The organism is Exiguobacterium sp. UBA7533 (assembly GCF_002479335.1).
In the GTDB taxonomy this organism is placed as follows: Bacteria; Bacillota; Bacilli; order Exiguobacteriales; family Exiguobacteriaceae; genus Exiguobacterium_A.
Genome location: NZ_DLMP01000002.1, coordinates 185,424 through 204,652, shown reverse-complemented (window position 1 = coordinate 204,652; position 19,229 = coordinate 185,424). Strand labels below are relative to the sequence as shown.

General features: G+C 44.3%; 15 protein-coding genes. 4 read left to right on the top strand and 11 right to left on the bottom strand.

The features are described from left to right. Window positions 1–16 precede the first annotated feature (16 nt). The 3 genes from B2U10_RS05140 to B2U10_RS05130 all read right to left on the bottom strand — a co-directional run bounded on the left by B2U10_RS05140 (window position 17) and on the right by B2U10_RS05130 (window position 1,743). On the bottom strand, window positions 17–466 hold the full coding sequence (locus tag B2U10_RS05140) for a universal stress protein (protein WP_290786107.1): 450 nt from the start codon (window positions 464–466) through the stop codon (window positions 17–19). Window positions 467–494: 28 nt separating this feature from the next. Further along, window positions 495–944: a general stress protein gene (locus B2U10_RS05135; protein WP_035411135.1), complete on the bottom strand. Its 450-nt coding sequence runs from the start codon at window positions 942–944 to the stop codon at window positions 495–497. A 64-nt stretch (window positions 945–1,008) separates the two neighbouring features. Continuing rightward, window positions 1,009–1,743 (bottom strand): hypothetical protein, encoded by a 735-nt coding sequence (locus B2U10_RS05130; protein ID WP_035411138.1) that lies wholly within the window; start codon window positions 1,741–1,743, stop codon window positions 1,009–1,011. Window positions 1,744–1,866: 123 nt separating this feature from the next. On the opposite strand from B2U10_RS05130, the gene B2U10_RS05125 reads away from it, so the two are divergent. Further along, entirely contained in the window at window positions 1,867–2,505 is a 639-nt protein-coding gene (locus B2U10_RS05125; RefSeq protein WP_035411141.1) for a FusB/FusC family EF-G-binding protein, read from the top strand. 76 nt (window positions 2,506–2,581) lie between these two features. Here the strand turns inward: B2U10_RS05125 and B2U10_RS05120 are convergent, their stop codons facing one another. The 5 genes from B2U10_RS05120 to B2U10_RS05100 form a co-directional block, all read right to left on the bottom strand. Continuing rightward, window positions 2,582–4,120 carry a GGDEF domain-containing protein gene (locus B2U10_RS05120; protein WP_290786104.1) on the bottom strand — a complete coding sequence of 513 codons (1,539 nt, stop codon included), beginning with the start codon at window positions 4,118–4,120 and terminating at the stop codon, window positions 2,582–2,584. A 198-nt stretch (window positions 4,121–4,318) separates the two neighbouring features. Next, complete coding sequence (locus tag B2U10_RS05115) at window positions 4,319–6,889, bottom strand: HAMP domain-containing sensor histidine kinase (protein ID WP_290786102.1); 2,571 nt, start codon at window positions 6,887–6,889, stop codon at window positions 4,319–4,321. Window positions 6,890–7,034: 145 nt separating this feature from the next. Beyond that, the gene (locus tag B2U10_RS05110) at window positions 7,035–9,935 is read right to left on the bottom strand and encodes a S8 family peptidase (RefSeq protein WP_290786099.1); all 2,901 of its coding nucleotides are present in this window, start codon (window positions 9,933–9,935) and stop codon (window positions 7,035–7,037) included. 144 nt (window positions 9,936–10,079) lie between these two features. Then, the gene (gene msrB, locus B2U10_RS05105) at window positions 10,080–11,180 is read right to left on the bottom strand and encodes a peptide-methionine (R)-S-oxide reductase MsrB (protein WP_290786096.1); all 1,101 of its coding nucleotides are present in this window, start codon (window positions 11,178–11,180) and stop codon (window positions 10,080–10,082) included. Window positions 11,181–11,387: 207 nt separating this feature from the next. Then, window positions 11,388–12,245 (bottom strand): YihY/virulence factor BrkB family protein, encoded by an 858-nt coding sequence (locus tag B2U10_RS05100; RefSeq protein ID WP_035411153.1) that lies wholly within the window; start codon window positions 12,243–12,245, stop codon window positions 11,388–11,390. Window positions 12,246–12,432: 187 nt separating this feature from the next. Between B2U10_RS05100 and B2U10_RS05095 the strand changes: the two genes are divergently transcribed. The 3 genes from B2U10_RS05095 to B2U10_RS05085 all read left to right on the top strand — a co-directional run bounded on the left by B2U10_RS05095 (window position 12,433) and on the right by B2U10_RS05085 (window position 14,720). Beyond that, entirely contained in the window at window positions 12,433–13,527 is a 1,095-nt protein-coding gene (locus B2U10_RS05095; RefSeq protein WP_056064102.1) for a nitric oxide synthase oxygenase, read from the top strand. Beyond that, complete coding sequence (locus B2U10_RS05090) at window positions 13,524–13,970, top strand: NUDIX hydrolase (protein ID WP_035411156.1); 447 nt, start codon at window positions 13,524–13,526, stop codon at window positions 13,968–13,970. The genes B2U10_RS05095 and B2U10_RS05090 overlap by 4 nt, the downstream gene beginning before the upstream one ends. Before the next feature lie 66 nt (window positions 13,971–14,036). Further along, complete coding sequence (locus B2U10_RS05085; protein ID WP_290774476.1) at window positions 14,037–14,720, top strand: hypothetical protein; 684 nt, start codon at window positions 14,037–14,039, stop codon at window positions 14,718–14,720. A 94-nt stretch (window positions 14,721–14,814) separates the two neighbouring features. On the opposite strand, the gene B2U10_RS05080 is transcribed toward B2U10_RS05085, so the two are convergent. The 3 genes from B2U10_RS05080 to B2U10_RS05070 all read right to left on the bottom strand — a co-directional run bounded on the left by B2U10_RS05080 (window position 14,815) and on the right by B2U10_RS05070 (window position 19,114). Next, window positions 14,815–15,597: a GNAT family N-acetyltransferase gene (locus B2U10_RS05080; RefSeq protein ID WP_290786093.1), complete on the bottom strand. Its 783-nt coding sequence runs from the start codon at window positions 15,595–15,597 to the stop codon at window positions 14,815–14,817. A 90-nt stretch (window positions 15,598–15,687) separates the two neighbouring features. Beyond that, on the bottom strand, window positions 15,688–17,073 hold the full coding sequence (locus tag B2U10_RS05075) for an amino acid permease (protein WP_035411158.1): 1,386 nt from the start codon (window positions 17,071–17,073) through the stop codon (window positions 15,688–15,690). A gap of 217 nt (window positions 17,074–17,290) precedes the next feature. Then, on the bottom strand, window positions 17,291–19,114 hold the full coding sequence (locus tag B2U10_RS05070; protein WP_056063872.1) for a mechanosensitive ion channel: 1,824 nt from the start codon (window positions 19,112–19,114) through the stop codon (window positions 17,291–17,293). Between the last annotated feature and the right edge of the window lie 115 nt (window positions 19,115–19,229).

The following is a 19,229-nucleotide window of genomic DNA, read 5'->3' as shown; positions in this document are numbered from 1 at the left end:
TGTGTGCTGTTTTATGTCACTTCAAGGTTTTCGGACGGACGATATAGATATCGCATTTTGCATAACGGGAAATGTTTTCAGAAACACTCCCAATCATGATTCGTTCCATCGCATTCATCCCGACTGCTCCGCAGACGATCAGACCCGCACCAACGCGTGGTGCGATGACCTTTGGAATCAGTGTTTTCGGAGAGCCATTTTCGATGATCAGCTCAACTATCTCGACACCTGCTTCTCGTGCCCGCTTTTCGTAACGATCGAGCAATTCTTGTGCATATTCGGTAACGTTTTGATCAATGAAACGTTTATTGGCACGTACGTTAGCAAACGTCTGAATATCGATGACATGGGCGATGACGAGTTTAGCATGATCAAGTTTGGCAAATTTCACTGCCTTCTCAAATGCTAAATCTGCTGTCTCTGATCCGTCGACTGCTACCAAAATCGTATGATATTGGCTCTCCATCAAGATTCATCCTTTCCGCACGACTCTCTTACAACATCCGATCATTTTCATTTTCAAGGGCACGGTTTTCGTGATCAAGTTTTCGTTCCGCTTCGATTCCCTCTGGCTCTGTTTCCAGAATACTTTTTGGTTCCGGCGCAGGACGAGAAGCCCCTGCTTCGTCTGCCAACAGGACATAATCGCCTTGCTGGACACGTAAGACGTGTTGCCGAATATCTGCCTCCGGCAATCCAAGTTCCGTAAAAGCAGTTTGAATTTCCTCAGCCGAAGCTGGTTTGCCTGTAAACCGCTCAAACAGCGTCCGTTTTCCAGAGACGAGTTGCGCCGCCGATTGCCCACGTAACATCGCCATATCAGTCTTGTCTTGCAACACGATATATAGATCCTCTTCTAGATAACCTGCAAAATGTAAATCCTCGATCTTACGAATTAAATCCGTTTCATTCTGATAGACACCAATCCATTGTTTTTTCCCCATGATGCACGCCTCCCCCTTTTATAACAGCTATATGGGATATACCCCAAATTCACCTAAAACATAACTAGGACGAAGAAGACTTTGGTGAATGCTGTCGAAAAAGACGTTGACGTTTCTGAAAGACGTAATAACATAGGAGTAAAACACACATTATGCCAATTCCCGCTACGATCTGTTGCAAGAGAATGAGACGTTCGTTAAACAATAGTCCAGCTAAATACCAGATGAGTGCGAGACCAAATACCCAATCTGAATGGATTGCGATGAACAGGAGTCCACCGATAACAGCTAGTGCGAGCGCACTCGTGCTCCATTGGCGTTCGGAAAGACTGAATAGAGAAGTGAACTGAAAATCCGATAAGATCCGAAACGGTAAAATCAATAGCATCGTACTGATCCAGGCAAGCAATACTGAAACTGGAGAGCGCATCCACGGCGAACGCCGGGGATGGTGTTGAATTTTCATATAGACTAAGCAAAGGCTGATGAAAGAAATCGTCGTCGAGACGAGTTCCCAAGGGGGGCCACTCATACTACTGATTCCAAGCGTCACGAGTGATAATGCAAGCCACCCTCCGATATCTTCAATCAGTTCTCGATCCGCAGGGAAGGCACGTACCGGTCGAATACACCAAATCAATAATGTCGTAAACACGACACCGGCAATGGCGTCAAAGAATGGTGCCGGAACAAGAGGTAACTTAAGAATGGTCATCGGCTGTTGCCAAACGACGCGTGCTAGCATTGCAAAGAGGAATGCTCCTACATTCATCAAGCGTAAAAATGTTAAATACTGCACGTCCCTTTTCACCTCCTCGTTCAGTCTGTTATTTAATTCCCGCTGTAGGAGTCCGAAAAACTAAAATGTCGCTTTGTTCTGTTGCCAAATTCCGGTACGATGAAAGGAAAAGGAGGAACCAGAATGGACGCATTTTTACTACCCCATCAATACAATTTCATTCGGAATCAAGTCGAGCTGCTGCAACATCAATTCGCAGCCGTTCATGACCCCGATGTTCGTGATGCTGTTCGGTACAGTGCCGCTGAAAAGATATTTGATCTATTGCCAGTACTTACACCGGAACAGGAAATCTTGTTGACGAACATTCGTGACGCTGAATCCGAACAGGATCTTCTCATGTATTTGACACGTGTGGAGCCGTTCGTCCAACCATTTCCGACCATCTCTGAATCACGAATCCGACAGCTCTTTAAAAAAACGAAAAAGCTACACGTTCCGCCACTTCACTCCTTTGAGTGGACACACACGACGTTTTTAAGCTGGAACGATACCGGAAATCGGAAAAAATATTTCGTCTATCCCTTGAATGGTGAATGGATTGGCGTAGAAGGTACCTATCTACCATCGATTCAAAAAGGGATTTGTGCGATTTGTCATACGTATAGTGATATTACACTCGTAACTGTCACGACACGCCGTTCGACTGAACAGCATCAAACGATTGGTCATTATATGTGTATCGATAGTGATGCTTGTAATCAAGCAGTGACCAAGCCGGACGTTATTGAAACGTTCTTAGCCCGTTCGCAAAAGAAATGATATACATCAAAAAACACGTTCGTATGACTGGTCCGTTTGGATCAGTATACGAGCGTGTTTTAGTATATGATTTCATTTATACCTTCGTCACCGTCGAATCATGCATACAAAATTGATTTTTCCCCCGACGTTTTGCTTCGTACATTGCAAGATCTGCCTGCTCAATCAAGTCCGATCGAGAGGCTGCATGTGTAGGATAAATCGCGCCCCCAATACTTGCCGTCACAGGAAGTGGAATGATGCCATGATGAAACGGCTGTTGAAACAAGGAAACCAGGTGTTCTCCACACTGCACGACTTCTGATTCTTGTTCAACGTCAAATAATAAGACGATGAATTCATCCCCACCCTGTCTCGAAATGACCGTATTAGGCGGTAGTTTCTTTTGTAAGCGTGCCGTGACGTCGATGATGAGCTGATCTCCGACACGATGTCCGTACGTATCATTAATCTCTTTGAAGTGATCGATATCGATAAAGAATAATCCGACTTGTCCTTCACTCGCTTCCGCTCGGTACAAGGCATCTTGAAACAATCGTGCAAACAGATACCGATTCGGTAACCCTGTTAAAGCATCGTGATACGCCATGTGCCGCATCTCTTCCATGGCAGATGCTAGTGCTTCCGTTCGTTCCTCTACCTTCGCCTCAAGGTTTTCACGCAGTCGTTGATTATCAACGACGATCCGAATTTGACGGGAAATTAATAACGGAATCGCAATCATCAGACCAATCGTCAAACCATTCCAACTGATTGTTTGCCGTGCCATCGTCACGAATAGAATTAACAAGAATACGTATGGCGTAATCAAACGCAAGACATCGATCCATTTCCGAGCGACATCAAAGCTGACGAATGATTCCTCAGCATCAAAACGATAAGCTGCTAATCCGACGATCATGACAGTCGCTAACCATAACGGATCGAGCCAACTCGAAGGGATGGGGTAATCAAATCGTTCTAGCACGACGTATAGAAGGTCGGCAAGTAACTGAAAATGAAAAGCGAGTAAAATTAATAACAACGAGCCACCATTGCCACGCTTCATCAAACCAAAAAACAAGACAATCATTCCACCGAGTAATAATAAATCGCCGATCGGATAACGAAGCCATAAAATCGTTTCGATCGTCAGCAGCGTATTCGCTTCTAAATACGGTGTCACTAAATAGTGCCATGAGAGCGACCCTGCAACGACTAGAATGATGAACTCATCGAATAAAAAAACACGCAAGTTGACCTCGCGTCGTCGATTGCGAAGAAAATAACCAAAAGCGATCAAATAAATCAAGATTTGAAGACTGAAGATCAAGTCGATCCAGTCAAACGGTTCCGTTCGCGTTCGTCCTTGTAGAAAATATAGAAGCTGTCCACATTCGCCTAATCCAAGCATGGCGTTAGCGAACAATAAAAGAAGAAATAAACGATAAGTAAAAGGGCGTCTTGTCTGACGTCGTTGTGCCTGCCAAATCAAATAGAGGGAGATCATCACACCACCGATCGTGAACAGACTGTTGACGACTTGTCCGATAAATGTATCCGTTCCAACGCACGTCACCCAGCCGATATGAAAGAGTAACCAACCGATGACGACTCCCAACCATTTCTGATACATAACGAATCCCCCCTTTCCTTTTTTAACCATAGTTCGTTTGTCCTATAGGTATATCGGTTCACGATTACTGTTTATTCACTCTTTTTTTATTTTATTAAAAATATTTTTGACAAGATTACTCTTTTTAAACGTAAGCAAAAACCGTGTTCACACCTAAGCGGTTTGAACACGGTTTAACAGAAATACATCATGTTTTCTTTAACTAGAACGTCGATTCTCTTCTGTCGAATCGATCGATTCACTTAAACTGAGCGGTAAGACGATGATGAAGCGACTGCCTTTTCCGACTTCAGATTCGACGTGGATGACGCCTTCATGTTCTTTGACGATTTCCTTACAAATTGATAAGCCGAGTCCCGTTCCACCGATTCGACGTGTATCGGAATTATCGACACGATAGAATTTATCAAATAAATGAGTAAATGCGTGGCGTGGAATCCCAATTCCTTCATCCTTCACTTCAATGATGGCTTGATCGTCTTTCGTATCAATCCAGACATCCACACGTCCACCATCCGGAGAATACTTGATTGCATTATTGATCAAGTTGCTCATCAGCTGTTTGATTCGGTCCTCATCTCCTAAGATGAACGGACGGTCCGGACTGAGCAATTGCAAATGAAGATCGTGTCGTTCACTTGAAGCGTCATACAGGGACATCACTTGTTCAGTTAGGCTGAGCAAATCAAGATGTGCCATTTGGTACAACTGTCCACCCGACTGCATCCGTTGAACGTCTAAGAAGTCCGTGACGAGGTTCGATAATCGTTCTGTCTCATTATGGATCGTCGCTAGATACTTCTGCTGTTTTGAGTCATCGATCTTTCGATTTAGCATCAACTCTGTAAAACCGTAAATCGATGAGAGCGGCGTTCGCAATTCATGTGACACAGTCGAGACAAGTTCTGTTTTTAGACGATCGGCTTCTGTTTCCCGGGTAATATCCCGTAAGACGAGAATGATTCCCTTCCATCCCCCGACGACATCAATGCGTTCCGCGTAGACTTCTAGATGCGCCGTATTGTTTCGAACATCAAATCGGACTTTGTCCGGTGAAATCTTACCGGAACGAATTAAATCCAGATACGTATTAAAGGCTTCAACATCATCCACCAACTGACGCATCACATCGATGACGTACTCACTCGAAGGTAACGTCCGATCTACTGTGAATTCCGTTTGAAGTTCTGGAATCAAGTCAAACAATGGACGGTTGACGTATAACTCTCCATTTCCATCCTCGAGATAAATGATCGCTTCTCGAATTGAGTCCAACACTTGCTCGGTCTTTTCTTTTTCCTGACGCATTCCTTCATAAGAACGCGTCCGTAGAAGTGAAAGCGTCATTTGTTGCGCAAACTCGCGAATATCCGTCAGCTGTTGTCCTTTATATGCAGATTTGTAGCGAACGAGATAGATGGCAGCAATCAATTCATGCGTTTCTGGATCTTGAACCGGAATCGTCACCTCATACGTACTAAAGGAATACGGATGCTCTTTTTCACGTGTAACGCGCTTCTCCGATTGAACGAATTCCATCTTGCGAACAGATCGATTGATGACGGACATCTCATCTTTCAGGAGATCTTTTAAATAGTCCATCGTCATGCCGTTTGTGGTTGCACCCATAAACTGCCCTTCTTCATAAAGCAATAGAGCACCGTACTCTGAAGAAGTGATATCGATCATCTTTTGAACGATTGCTGGATACGATTCGACAGTTTCGCGAACGGCAAGTGCCTCTGTTAGTTCACTACGTAATCGCAACTTTTCCTCATTCTTTTTCGTCGTTTGATACGCTTCTTCGAGTTCCTCTTGTTGCGCCTGCAGTTCTTCTTGTTGCGCGAGCAATTCCTCACTTTGCGCTTGTAATTCTTCATTTTTACCTTGCATCGCATCCGTATGAGCATTCGTCGTCACGACCATCCGATTAAAGGAAGCACGTAATAATCCGATTTCGTCTGGACGTTTTTCTGTCGTCTTATCGATTTCAATTGGTTCCTTGCGAGCAAGTTTTTGATTATCGTCTACTAATCGTAACAACTGCCGCGTCATCCGGCGAAGGAACGGGTGAACGAATAAGAGAATGAATGCGACGAGCACAACGATACTTGAGATCCAAATCCATTGTGATTTTGCAACTTCACTCCGCAATTCCCCGACAGCGGTTTCTTGCTGTTGACTTAAATTCGTCCGGTATTCGTCAAGCGCTGCAGATGCTTTTTCAATATCTGGTGTAATATCGATTGAACCGTCTGCGGTTGGCTTTAATCGTCCTTGTTCTACGAGACGTTTCGCGATTGGTAAGGAAAATAGACTGTTCCCTTGTAAAAAATCCTCGTTGATTCGATTCGCCTTTTTTTCATTGACGTAAGACTGGGTCAGCGGAAATAAGGCGTCATAGTACAGTTCATATAAATTCGTCATTTGTGCCGCGAATTCTTCTTCTTCATCCGTTTTTGCGTTTCTCATGAACCAATCGGTCTCACTTTTAATATCTGTTCGAAGTGCTTGAACCTCGTCAAACCGATCCTGGTCTCCAAAGATGACAAACCCTCGTAAACCGAACTGAACAGTTTGCCAATTGTCCCATAAATCGTTGGCTCGGCGATTTTGTTCACTGATCGTTTCTAAATTTTGTTTAGACGTTTCAATTCGCCCTTCCATGTAGTCATAGACAAAGAACGAAGTAATCGATACTACGATCAGTACCGCATAAAAAACCGTCAGCAACTGCCGACCGATTCGTCGCCGAATCCAATTCATCATGAATGTATCCTCCTCATCATTCATTGAATGATGCTTTTTCATTTGTTTCTTTTAATATAATAGAAACGCTTTCGAAGCAACAGCTAAGATGTACAAAAAAAGACCTTTTATCGGAATGTACCCGAAAAAAGGTCTTTTCATGCTCTTATTTTTTCGCTTTTTTCACTGTCACAGACGTTACAGGACTCACTTGTCCGCGTGTATTCTTAACGTAAACCGACAGTTTCGCTTTTGCTTTTTGCTTTGGAATTTTGACGGAATAGTTTCCTTTAGAAGAAACCGTTCCTTTTCCGATGACTTTTTTCTTCGCATCTTTTACGTAGACGCTCAGTTTCTTTTCAGCTGTTCCGGTTACTTTCGTTTGACCGGCATAGACTGATTTCACTTTTGGTGCAGTTGGCGCTGGTAAGACTTTTACGATCGTCGGTTTACTTGTTCGTTTTGCAATATCCGTCACCGTAACGATCAAGCTTGAACCACCAACTTGCTTTGGCAATTTCGCGCTGAACTTACCTTTTGCATCGACTTTCGCTGTTGCAATTTTCTTTTGTTTCGCATCTTTGACTGTAATCGTACCGCCCGCAAGAGCTGTACCTGTCATTTTTGTCGCACCGGCAAGAATCGCATTCACTTTTGGTGCTTTTGGTGCTTTTCCAGGAAGGACTTCTGTCCGTTCCGATGTGACGTCTAATCCATTCGCATAGCGAACCGTCAGAACTGTTTTTTGGTTTTGACGCGGAATCTTGACGCTGTATTTTCCTGCTTGTGCTGTTGTTGCAGCTAACTTTTTATTCGTTGTTGTTTCTTTGCCATTCTTATCTTTTGTTACGACAGCTGCCCACACTTCAACTTTCGTCCCTGTCTTGACTGTTCCAGAAACAACTAGTTGGTTATCGTAGACATCATTGACGTTCCCGTTCAAGTTCAACTGGGAGATCGCACGTGGAATACTAACTTTCCCGTAGCCAGCGACTGGACTGACGTAAGCTGGGAACTCAGGCTCAATTTTCTCACCATCTTCGTCCTCATCTTCAAATTCATACCAGTCATTCGGATTTTCAAACGCAAGCGGTTCTGCACTCTTACGCAAGATTTGTTCGATTTGCGCTGGTGTCAGTTTCGAATTTAGTGATTTCAAGATACCCGCTACTGCGGCAACATGTGGCGAAGCCATACTTGTTCCATCCATGTAAACCGTGTTACCGTCTGGAATCAAACTAGCCACTTTTGATCCTGGCGCTACGACATCAAGTCCAACACCATAGTTTGAATAATCCGCGACCATTCCGAGAGGGTTCGTCGCTCCGACAGAAATCGCGTATTCCGAGTTCGCTGGGTAACCGACCATCATGTCGTAGTCATTTCCTGAAGCAGCTACGACCGTAACACCATGATCTGCTGCATATTTCATCATATAAGCCATCGTCCGGCTCTCACCGCCACCAAGACTCATATTGATGACTTTTGCATCATGATCAACTGCATATTTAATCCCGAGTGCGATGGCGTCTGTTTCCCCTTCACCGTTCGCATTCAAGACTTTAACCGGCAGGATTTGTGCCGATTGATGGATTCCCTGGATACCATAATCGTTGTTCATCGTTGCTGCGATGACACCTGCCACGTGTGTCCCGTGACCATTGTCATCAATTGCGTCCCCGTCTCCATTAACAGAAACGTAGTTCTTTTCGTTTGCGATATCAACTTTGCCTTGTAAGTCCTTCAAACGATAATCAACACCTGTATCGATGACTGCAATCTTAACAGGAGCTAATTTTTTCGTTCCAAAACGTTGTTGGAATGCTTCAAAGCCGATCCCAACGTTATCAAATTGCTCAAAAGCAGTCTTTTTATTGACGGCCCACTGGTAGTCGAAGTTGATATCACTTGTCGCACGGTACGTCTGAACTTTCTCAACGTACTCAACGGCTGAAGAACGATTGAGTGATTGTTTTAATGCTGCCGCTGATTGACCTTTAACAGTTGGATCTTCCGTCACGATGACGAAGTCTCCTGCATTGCCAAGGGATAAACGTTCTACATCATTTGCTTGAACACCCGCAATCTTCATCGAACGGTTCATCTTACCTGGTTTTAGTTTGACGATGTAACGTGTTGCTTCTTTTGATTGGATACTCATACCCATCGACTGGAATGTTTCGCTTAACGAACTACCACTTAATTTCGAGATATCCATTTTATTTGCATATCCATCAATCTCTTCAGCAATCACAGTAGGTGACGCTTCACGTGATAATTTGTAAAGACGATCGACAGCTTGTTGATCAGCTTTCGTCAACGTGTATGAAGTTCCACGCACGAGTGCTTCCATCGCTGGTTTCAATGTTTTTAAATCTTCGTATGCTTGTTGACGCTTATCTTTGTTAAATAAAAGTGTTTTGACGACATAAGGCGACGCTTTGTAGTAAAGCGATGTCAAAGCACGGCCTGCATCCGATTGGCTCAATACTTGCTTTTGGATTGAGTGCATGAGCGCAAGCATCGGCTTTTCTTCTTTTGTTTGCTTGAGCGCTTCTTCTGCCATACAGCTGATATCATTGATCGGTTCATACTCAACCGGCAATTTGACGTTGTTATACGTTAGTTTAGCGTGCGCTGCTTTTGTCGTCTTCCCTTCTTCGATGTTCGGGTAATATTCTACTTTGACATAATACGGTCCATCCCATGCGTATGGAACAGCTAGTTTTGTCGGTGTTTTTTCATTTGGCTCTGCTTCTGTCCGGTAACGATCAAACGTATCGTCTTCTGCAGCCATCGCTTCGCTTGGATAAGCTGTTACTTGAACAGGTTGATCCGTATCGATTGATAACTCGAAGTGAGAGGCAGTTTTTTCTACACCCGCTTCATGATTGACGCGGTACCAATATGTATTTTTTTCTTCCGTTCCTGTTTCAAGCGTCGTCTCTTGACCTGCTTTCAAAAGCGTTGCTTTAGCAAGGGCAGTCTCCGCCTTTGCTGTCGTAGGTCCTACTCCAAGCGTCAAAATCAGACAGCTCAGCATGACCCAAATCATCAGTTTCTTCACAGATGTTCCTCCTTCAAAATGGACGTACTTTACCTTGATTATAAACAGTATATGGATAAAATGGATATTTATTTTATGGATGTATCTTACAATTTTGAAAGGAAAGGCACTCAATGCTCACACGCATTGAATGCCTTTTAATGATTATTTAAAATCTGCTACATATTCGCTGTATCCTTCTTGTTTCAATTCCTCTTTCGGAATGAAACGTAAAGCAGCCGAGTTCATACAATACCGAAGTCCGGTCGGTTTCGGACCATCCGAGAAGACGTGTCCGAGATGTGCATTCCCATGTCGGCTCCGAACTTCCATCCGTTTCATGCCGATTGAGAAATCACTTTTCTCAATGATATTCCCCGGCTCAAGTGGTTTCGTAAAGCTTGGCCATCCTGTCTTCGAGTCATATTTATCGTTTGATGAAAACAGTGGTTCACCAGAAATCAGATCGACGTAAATCCCGTCTGCCTTTAAGTCATGATACGGATTATCAAATGCCGGCTCTGTCCCATCTTCTTGTGTCACCTCGTACTGGATTGCGGTTAGTTTCTTTTTAATTTCCGCTTCCGATAATTTTGGATACGTTGGAAGGTTAAGTTTTGGTTGATCGTTCCAGTAGCGATTGATAAAGTCATCGCGTCCAGAAGCTGCCCGATAAAACTTATATTTTTTCTCATTCGTTAAATAATAATCCTGATGGTATGCCTCCGCTTCGTAAAAAGGACCTGCTGCAATCAATGGTGTGACGATTTTTTCATCAAAAACCTGTTGTTTCTCTACATCCTGTTTCGATTGCGTTGCAATTTCTTTTTGTTTTTCATTCGTGTAGAAAATCGCTGTCGTGTACGATTCCCCTTGGTCAACGAACTGACCGTTTGCATCTGTCGGGTCAATCTGACGCCAGTAGACATCGAGTAATTGTTTATATGAGATGACGTTTGGATCAAACGTGATTAACACCGCTTCCCGATGCCCTGTCGTCTCCGCCGATACTTGATTGTATGTCGGATTTTTAACATCACCGCCCGTGTAACCGGAAATGACCGATTTAACTCCTTTTAACTCCTCAAACGGTGGCTCCATACACCAGAAGCATCCTCCAGCTAAGATTGCCGTCTCTTCCGGTTGATAACTCAATTTCTTACTACCACTTGATTTTGCCTGCTGTTGCTGGAACACGAAGTATCCCCCGACCATGACGACGATGAGACCAATGACGGATAAAACTGTCCACATTCGTTTCTTCATCTCCCTTCGCCTCCTTTATTTAGCTTACGTCGCGTGACGTTTATTGGATGTTATTTTATTTAACTGTAACGCGCTGATGCTGGCTTGTCGTAGCATGTGCTTAAATGAAGCACATTCATTTATCTCTTCCTATGATCCTACTAAGATATATGTTTTTAATAAAAAGCAGCTGACACATCGTCAGCTGCTTTTGTGTGTTCAAAATGATTAACGCACGCTTTCTTCTTTGATTTTTTGCGGCTTCATGATTTTTGCTTCTTTTTTCTGACGCATGCGTTCCGCATTCATCAGTCCCCCTAACATCAAAACAACAGCCGATAAATAGAACCATGTCATCAAGACGATGATTCCGGCAAGCTGACCGTAAAGACGGTCGTAACTCCCAAATTCAGCGTAGTAAGAGAAGAATTCCGAAACGACTTGCCAAGCAATCGTCGCGAAAATTGCCCCGGGAAGTACCTGACGAACCGTCAAATGGACACTCGGTAAGATCCGATATAATAAAATGAAAAAGACAAGTAAGAACAATGTCCCGAGTCCCCAGCGGAATAAGAACCAAATCCATGAGTAGTTCGTTACGAAATCAGCAACGATTGAAAAATGATTGATGAAACGTCGTGTTAGTTTCTCTGAAATCGGAACAATCAATGAAATCGGTAAGATGATCATCATCCCGATTGTAAAGGCGAAGTCTTGCAACAGCCCGCGCCAAAACGGTGCTTTCCGTGTCACTTCGAGCGCATCATTTAGCGAGCGGACAAGTGACTGGACCGACATCGAAGCAAGCCAAAAAGCGGCGATGAAACTGATCGAGGCAAGCTTAAAGCCGCCTTGATCAAAGATTCCGACGACGTTCCGCTGAATCAAGTCGTACGTTTCTGCTGGAGCAAATGGTCGAATCAAATCCAGCACGTTTTCCGACGTAAACGGTAAGAACGAGACGATCCCAACCACAAATAATAAGAATGGGAATAAGGACAACATCAGATAATAGGCGAGCTGAGCCGATTTATCAAAAAAGGCTTCACCAAAAAAACGGGCAAATACAGGTTTGATTAAAGACATACAAATTTCCTCACTTTCAACTCATTCTCTACACTATCCCCCATTTCATAACTTATTTAAACTTTTGGGAGTCTTTTGAACTTATAACAACCTTATACATCATTCAAGTTTGGCGCTTCGTTTCTTCGCGGGGTACACTAGGAACAGAGATTGTATCGTGCTTGTTTTTCAGAAAGGATTTCGATTCGTGGACCCATTCATTCAATCCGAAGCAGAACGCTTCTTTACTTCTTATATAGAGCAATACCCCGAAATGTCCGGACGTCAGCAAGAAGTCATCCGTTCGATTCAAACGACAGGAACATATGAACAGACGGCTTCCGAGCTCGCGTTCGGTGCTAAGCTCGCTTGGCGCAACAGTAACCGATGTGTGGGACGCCTCTTTTGGGAGCAACTTCATGTCTTTGACGCGCGGGATGCATTGACCGTCGAAGCGGTCCGCGACGCGTTATTTGAGCATATACAGTTCGCGACGAATGAAGGACGAATTCGCTCGACGATCACGATTTTTCATCCGACACGTGTGCGGCTGCATAATCACCAACTGATTCGCTACGCTGGTTATGAGACTGCAACAGGAATCATCGGCGATCCGGCTTCTGTCCAACTGACACGACAATGTGAAGCACTTGGCTGGACAGGGGCAAAAACACCGTTTGACATCCTTCCTCTCTTGATTGAACTCGATGGACAACGTAGTCTGCATCCGATTCCAGACGAGCTCGTGCTCGAAGTCAGCATCACACATCCTGACTATGACCTGTTTGATGGTCGCGAAGTCCGCTGGTATGCCGTACCGATGATTGCTGATATGCAGCTTGAGATTGGCGGTATTGTTTATCCGTGTGCCCCGTTCAACGGTTGGTATATGGGAACAGAAATCGGCGCTCGTAACCTCGCCGATACGGATCGTTACGATCTGTTGCCGCTCGTCGCGACGCAACTCGGTCTGAACACATCGCGTGAACGTTCACTCTGGAAAGACCGAGCGCTCGTCGAACTGAACGTCGCCGTACTCGAATCTTTTGAACGCGCTGGTGTTACGATCGTCGATCACCATACCGCTGCGAAACAGTTCGCTCGTTTCGAAAAAAATGAAGCGGCATGCGGTCGTGATGTCACCGGGGAATGGTCCTGGCTCGTACCACCGATGAGTGGTGCAACGACGCATATGTTCCATAAAGATTACGACCCAGAAATCAAACGACCGAACTTCTTTCCAAAACCAACACAGACAGCGCCTGTGACGGGTTGTCCGTTTCACCAAGGAGTATTGAAATGAATTATGTCGAACAGTTACGTCGAAAAATCGGTCACGATCCGGTCATTCTCGTCGGTTCCGTTGTCCTCGTCGTGCAACATGAACACATTTTGCTGGAACAACGGAACGAAGCACAAGCTCGCTTCGGTTTGCCTGGTGGATTAATGGAATGGGCGGAATCACCGGAAGAGACCGCTCGTCGGGAACTCCTCGAAGAGACTGGACTGGAAGTCGAACGATTGACGTTACTCGATGTCTATTCCGGTCCGCAATACGTAACGACCTTAGCGAACGGAGACGTCTTTCAAAGCGTCACTCTCGCCTATATCGGTGAACATCCGATCGGAACGTTAAAGCAAAGTGACGAAAGCATCAAACTTCAGTTCGTTTCGCTAGACGACTTACCCGATCACTTGGTCGGTTCTCACGCTCGAATGATTGAAGACTACAAAAAACGCCGTTAAAGGATAGCGGCGTTTTTTCATTTGTTATAAAATGGAATAAATTCATTTTTAGAAAGGAGCTTTCAGATGAAACCACTTGTAATTGCTGGAATGTCCATACTCCTCAGTCTTTCATTAATCTCATCGACAGAAGCTGCTGCTCCTAAATCTGTCAAACAGACGTATACGATTGTCGATGCAAAAAACAAAAAGTATACTGTATCTGTTCAATCTAAAGCAGCATCCTGCCGAAAAGCGACAGTAGACGACTTTTGGTGGGTGAAAGGAAAGGATTCGTTATGCACTGGGAAGTTTTCTCTGTACGTAAATAACAAGTCGACAGCTTACCACTATACATTCTCGAAGGATTTTCCGTATGTGATTGCTACTCACGATTTTCGTACGAGCGGGAAATTGAAAAATGTATCCGGTAATCCGACTGTCTTTTCACTTTCTTTCCGAGAAACACCTTCTTACATGAGTTTAACTACATTCTCGATTCAAAACGGAAAATTAATTCGTCATCCAGGAACATTCATGTCTTACGGTATGCGACCTAAGATGAAAAGTGACTTGTTACAAGTTCCAATCTACTCGAATGCTGGAGACAAAGTCGGCTTTTTGTTCCAAGATAAAAAATTATCTAAAGGAAAATGGGTAAAAGGCAAAGAACACTCATTCTTATCCTCAAGTTTTAATAGCAAAACATATAAAAAAGGAGTTCAAGAATGGAACGCCTATAGCTCTAAGACGAATTACTTTGTAAAGTGACACTTACCTAAGTAAATAAAACCCTTATATTTTTGTATCTTAAAGTAGCATACATAAAAATTTAAGGGTTTTTGTATTTAAAATCATTCCCTTCTTATTTTAGTGACTGACGCATGATGTATTGCTTCAAATCCCGTTGTATCCATCCTTCAGCACGTAATGCTTCCCACACTTGTACATCTGTCGATTGATAATGATAGGTCGTTCCCGGTAAATGGCGGACGACTTCTGTCGCATGCCTTGCTTTATGTTCTGTTGGACCGACGACCGACAATAAAGCAGCCTCCGCTACAGCGACGACACTTTCCTCGAGTTGATAATAATTCGCCTGCAAGCGTTGCATGACATGAGGATCTTGTTGCCAGATGTATTCTCCTTGTCCACGATACTGTTTTAAGAACTCTGTTTCTTCGATCGCTGGCAAAGCGGATTTTTGATGTTCATCGGTTAAATGAAAATATCCAATTTCTCCAACAATCTTGTAGTGAAGCGATTGATACAATCGAATCGCCGGATCGTTCCCTTGAATGACTTCAAGCATCAGTTCATCCATTCCGATTTCCTTAGCGTGGCTCAGTTGCGCTTGGTACAAGGCTTTTGCAATGCCAAGTAGTCGATACTGCGGTGAAATGCCCAGCCCTCCACATCGCATGATGTGTTGACCATCGATTTCCTTCCAACCGTTCAGCCAAAGACCAACCGGTTTTTCTCCATGGTAGGCAATAAACGAATGTTCCAACTGGTTTCCGTCTCGCTCGAGAATTCGCTTCTGAAACTCTGCTTCTGATAAGTGCAGCGGAATCAGATAATCTTGAAATCCATCCTGCATCGTTTGATATGCTGTTTTTAAGTCAGGCGCGCGTTGAATATGAATCATCGAAAAACCTCCTTTTCCACTGAGCAGTTTCGCTATCTTTCTTGCGATTTCCTGCACACAAAAACACCCTTGTCGCCAAGGGTGCCCTACTTATTGAATTTTAGAACGGCTACGTCCGTAACCAAAGTAAACAAGCAGTCCGATTGCTGTCCAAACGAAGAAGGCAATCCATGTGAATTTCTGTAAGTTGACCATCAACATGATACAAGCGAGGACTGATAGAATCGGTAAGACTGGTACGAACGGAACTTTAAAGGCACGCTTCAAATCAGGACGCGTCCGGCGCAGAATGATGACTGCGATTGAGATGAGCGCGAATGCTGCTAGTGTCCCGATGTTGATCAATTCAGCAAGTGTACCGAGTGGCACGAATCCAGCAATCAAACCAGCGATTGTTCCGAGAATCCATGTCGCTTTGACTGGTGTGTGTGATTTTTCATTAACATCCGAGAAGACTTTCGGTAAAAGTCCGTCACGGCTCATCGCGAACAAGAGACGAATAAGACCAAATGTCATGACGAGGATGACCGTCGTCATACCAACAATGGCACCTAAGTCGACGAATCCAGCAACCCAGTCTTGACCTGCGACTTTTAACGCAAGCGATACGGGACTATCGACACCCTCGAACTGTTTGAATGGAACGATTCCGACCATGATAGCCGAAACGACGACGTATAGAACGGTAACGATCGCAAGCGATCCCAAGATTCCGATTGGTAAGTTACGTCCTGGATTTTTGACTTCTTCTGCCGCTGATGTGACCGCATCGAACCCAAGGTACGCAAAGAAGGCAATCGCCGAAGCTTGTAAGATCCCACTCATACCAAACGGAGCAAATGGTTTATAGTTGCCTGGTTCGACATACCAAATCCCGACGACGATGAAAAGAACAACGACGGCAACTTTGACGAGTACCATGACATTGTTGACGCGTTTTGTTTCTTTAATGCCAAGTGAAAGCAAGAGCGTGATGACCATTAAAATCAAGAATGCCGGTAAGTTAAAGAATGTCTCGCTTCCCGGTACAGCTCCTGGCGCAGCTGTTAAAGCCGTCGGTAAATGGACGCCGAAACCTGCTAAGAGCGACTGGAAATACCCTGACCAGCCAGTTGCAACGGCACTTGAAGCGAGTCCATATTCTAAGATCAAACACCACCCGATGATCCAGGCGACAAGTTCCCCGATCGTTGCGTATGTATACGTATATACACTACCTGAAACAGGAATCATCGACGAGAATTCAGCATAACAAAGGGCTGCGAGTGCACAGACGACTGCAGAAATAATGAATGAGATCGGTAAAGCTGGTCCAGCATAAAGAGCACCCGTTCCTGTTAGAACGAAAATTCCGGTTCCGATGATGGCACCGATTCCAAGTAAAATAAGGTCAAACCCTGATAAATGACGTGCCAGTTTGGAATGTTGTTTCATATCCATCATTACACTGACATCTTTCTTGCGAAGCAAACTCATGTTTCATCCTCCGAACTTTTCTCTTTTTTCTGAATATTCAAATCATTGAGGTAATTGACTTTCTAATCATAACAAACGATGTCAGGTTCGATAAGTCTTTTTTTCTGTATTTTTTCACAAAGTGGTCAAACCACTTTTGTGAAAATACGACAACGCTTTGATGCATCAACGCAAAAACACCCTTTCCCCTAAAGTTAGAGGAAAGGGCGTACTCTCATTACGGACGATCGTTAGGGTGATCGAGGTTTGGACGATTGTTCGGATGATCGAGGTTTGGCCCTTTATGATCATTTGGGTCAATCGGATAATCATCTTGTTGTGCTAAATCATTTTCTGGCAACGCACCTTTTGGTGTACCATGTGTCGTTTCATCTGTTGAAGATGAACGCGCTGAACGTGGTGCACGATCTGGTGTGACATCATCCGCTGCTTGTGACGCAGCACCTTTTGCTGCATCTTTCAAGCTTGGTGAAGAAGAAGTCGATGCAGACTTACTTGGAAGATTCGATGTGTCGACTTCCGTGTTCTCTGCTTTCTTTTGCAAACGATCGAGGTAACGCGATGCATTATCACGTCCACCGAGACCAAAGGCAAGACCGAAAGCAAGCGCAAGTGCTCCAAGGATCAAGATGAAGGCTGAGTTGACGATTGTATCCGCAACACCCAATTGATCAAGTGCCATGAAGACAGCAAGTGCAAGAATCGCATACTTCGCAACGATTGAGAGGACTTTCAGTTCAGAGTTACCGAACAGGCTGTCCATCGTACGTTTGACAAGGTTGCTGACGATGATACCGATCGCGAGAATGATGATCGCTGTCAAGACGCTTGGCAAGAAAGCAAGGACGGCACGACCGAGGTCGACCATGAAATCAAGACCAATCAAGTTGAAGGCTTCGACGACGAAGAGAACGACGATGACGATCTCAACGAGTGCACCAACGATGGAAGCTGGTGATGTAGACGCTTGGTTCGCATCCCACGTCCCGATTTTCAAGTGACGTGTTAGGTTGTTGAATCCAAGACGTGACAGGAGATCCGTAACGAATTTCTTGATGAAACGTCCGACATAAAGACCGACAAGAATCAGAACGACACCGACAATGATATTCGGAATCATACCTAGGACATCGTTCAACATGTTGATCGCTGGTCCTGTAATTCCTTTAATATTTAATTGATCAAGTGCTGAAATCGTGATTGGAATCAGAATCAAGATGAAGACGACTGTTCCAAGAATCGACGACAGTGATTTCGAATCTTTTTGATCATTTGACCCAAGATTGAAGCGAGATGCAAATTTATCCGTTCCAACAGCATGAAGGAAATTCGTCACGATATCGCGGACGATTTTCGCTACGAGGAAGCCAACGAAGAAGATGGCTGCCGCAGCAATCAAGCGTGGAATGAATCCAAGGAATGACGATAACAATTGGCTAAACGGTTGTGAGACACTCTCAATGTTCAACGCACCAAGTACACCTGGTAGGAACAGAAGCAAGACGAGGTAGAAGACGATCTCCCCTGCGATTTTTGGATAAGTTGAAAGATCTGTCTGACCTTGAAGCATCTTGTTCGAACGTACTTTGTCGTTCGCCATCAGCTTCGTACCTGCTTTGACGATGATCATGCGGAGAACGACCGCAATGACATATGCCAAGAGGAGAATAAGGGCTGCTTTCAGGATATTTGGGATTGCCGCGAGCAATGTACTCATCGTATCCGCAAGTGGTCCCGCAATGATGTTCAGATTAAGGATATTGAAGACCAAGATTAGAACGAAGACCATGAGAACCCAAAAGACGACAGTCCCGATAATTTTTTCAGGTGTCCACTTTTTCTTCTTTGGTGGCGCCCCTTCTTTTTGAGGCGATAACTTGTTGACGACTCCAGATTTCTCTAACGCTTTTTGAATCCCGTTCGCAATCAGCTTAGCAATGAGCCATCCAATTAAAAAGACGATGATCGCTCCAAGCAAGTTGCCGAGTGATCCGAGAATGCCGTTCAGGTTCAACGACGTTCCGTTCCAAATGTTATTCATCCTTTCACACTCCTTCACCTAAGATAAAATTATATGTTTCTGACACTTCTTTAATTTCCCCAGCTAAAGGATTTGTTAAACCCTTACCTGTACCAGAATGTGGCGGTTCTTGTTT

Excerpts from the sequence above, each read along its gene's own strand:
- B2U10_RS05140 (WP_290786107.1), bottom strand. The coding sequence starts at position 466 with ATGGAGAGCCAATATCATACGATTTTGGTAGCAGTCGACGGATCAGAG.
- B2U10_RS05135 (WP_035411135.1), bottom strand. The coding sequence starts at position 944 with ATGGGGAAAAAACAATGGATTGGTGTCTATCAGAATGAAACGGATTTA.
- B2U10_RS05125 (WP_035411141.1), top strand. The coding sequence starts at position 1,867 with ATGGACGCATTTTTACTACCCCATCAATACAATTTCATTCGGAATCAA.
- B2U10_RS05120 (WP_290786104.1), bottom strand. The coding sequence starts at position 4,120 with ATGTATCAGAAATGGTTGGGAGTCGTCATCGGTTGGTTACTCTTTCAT.
- B2U10_RS05115 (WP_290786102.1), bottom strand. The coding sequence starts at position 6,889 with ATGATGAATTGGATTCGGCGACGAATCGGTCGGCAGTTGCTGACGGTT.
- msrB (WP_290786096.1), bottom strand. The coding sequence starts at position 11,180 with ATGAAGAAACGAATGTGGACAGTTTTATCCGTCATTGGTCTCATCGTC.
- B2U10_RS05100 (WP_035411153.1), bottom strand. The coding sequence starts at position 12,245 with ATGTCTTTAATCAAACCTGTATTTGCCCGTTTTTTTGGTGAAGCCTTT.
- B2U10_RS05090 (WP_035411156.1), top strand. The coding sequence starts at position 13,524 with ATGAATTATGTCGAACAGTTACGTCGAAAAATCGGTCACGATCCGGTC.
- B2U10_RS05085 (WP_290774476.1), top strand. The coding sequence starts at position 14,037 with ATGAAACCACTTGTAATTGCTGGAATGTCCATACTCCTCAGTCTTTCA.
- B2U10_RS05080 (WP_290786093.1), bottom strand. The coding sequence starts at position 15,597 with ATGATTCATATTCAACGCGCGCCTGACTTAAAAACAGCATATCAAACG.
- B2U10_RS05075 (WP_035411158.1), bottom strand. The coding sequence starts at position 17,073 with ATGAGTTTGCTTCGCAAGAAAGATGTCAGTGTAATGATGGATATGAAA.
- B2U10_RS05070 (WP_056063872.1), bottom strand. The coding sequence starts at position 19,114 with ATGAATAACATTTGGAACGGAACGTCGTTGAACCTGAACGGCATTCTC.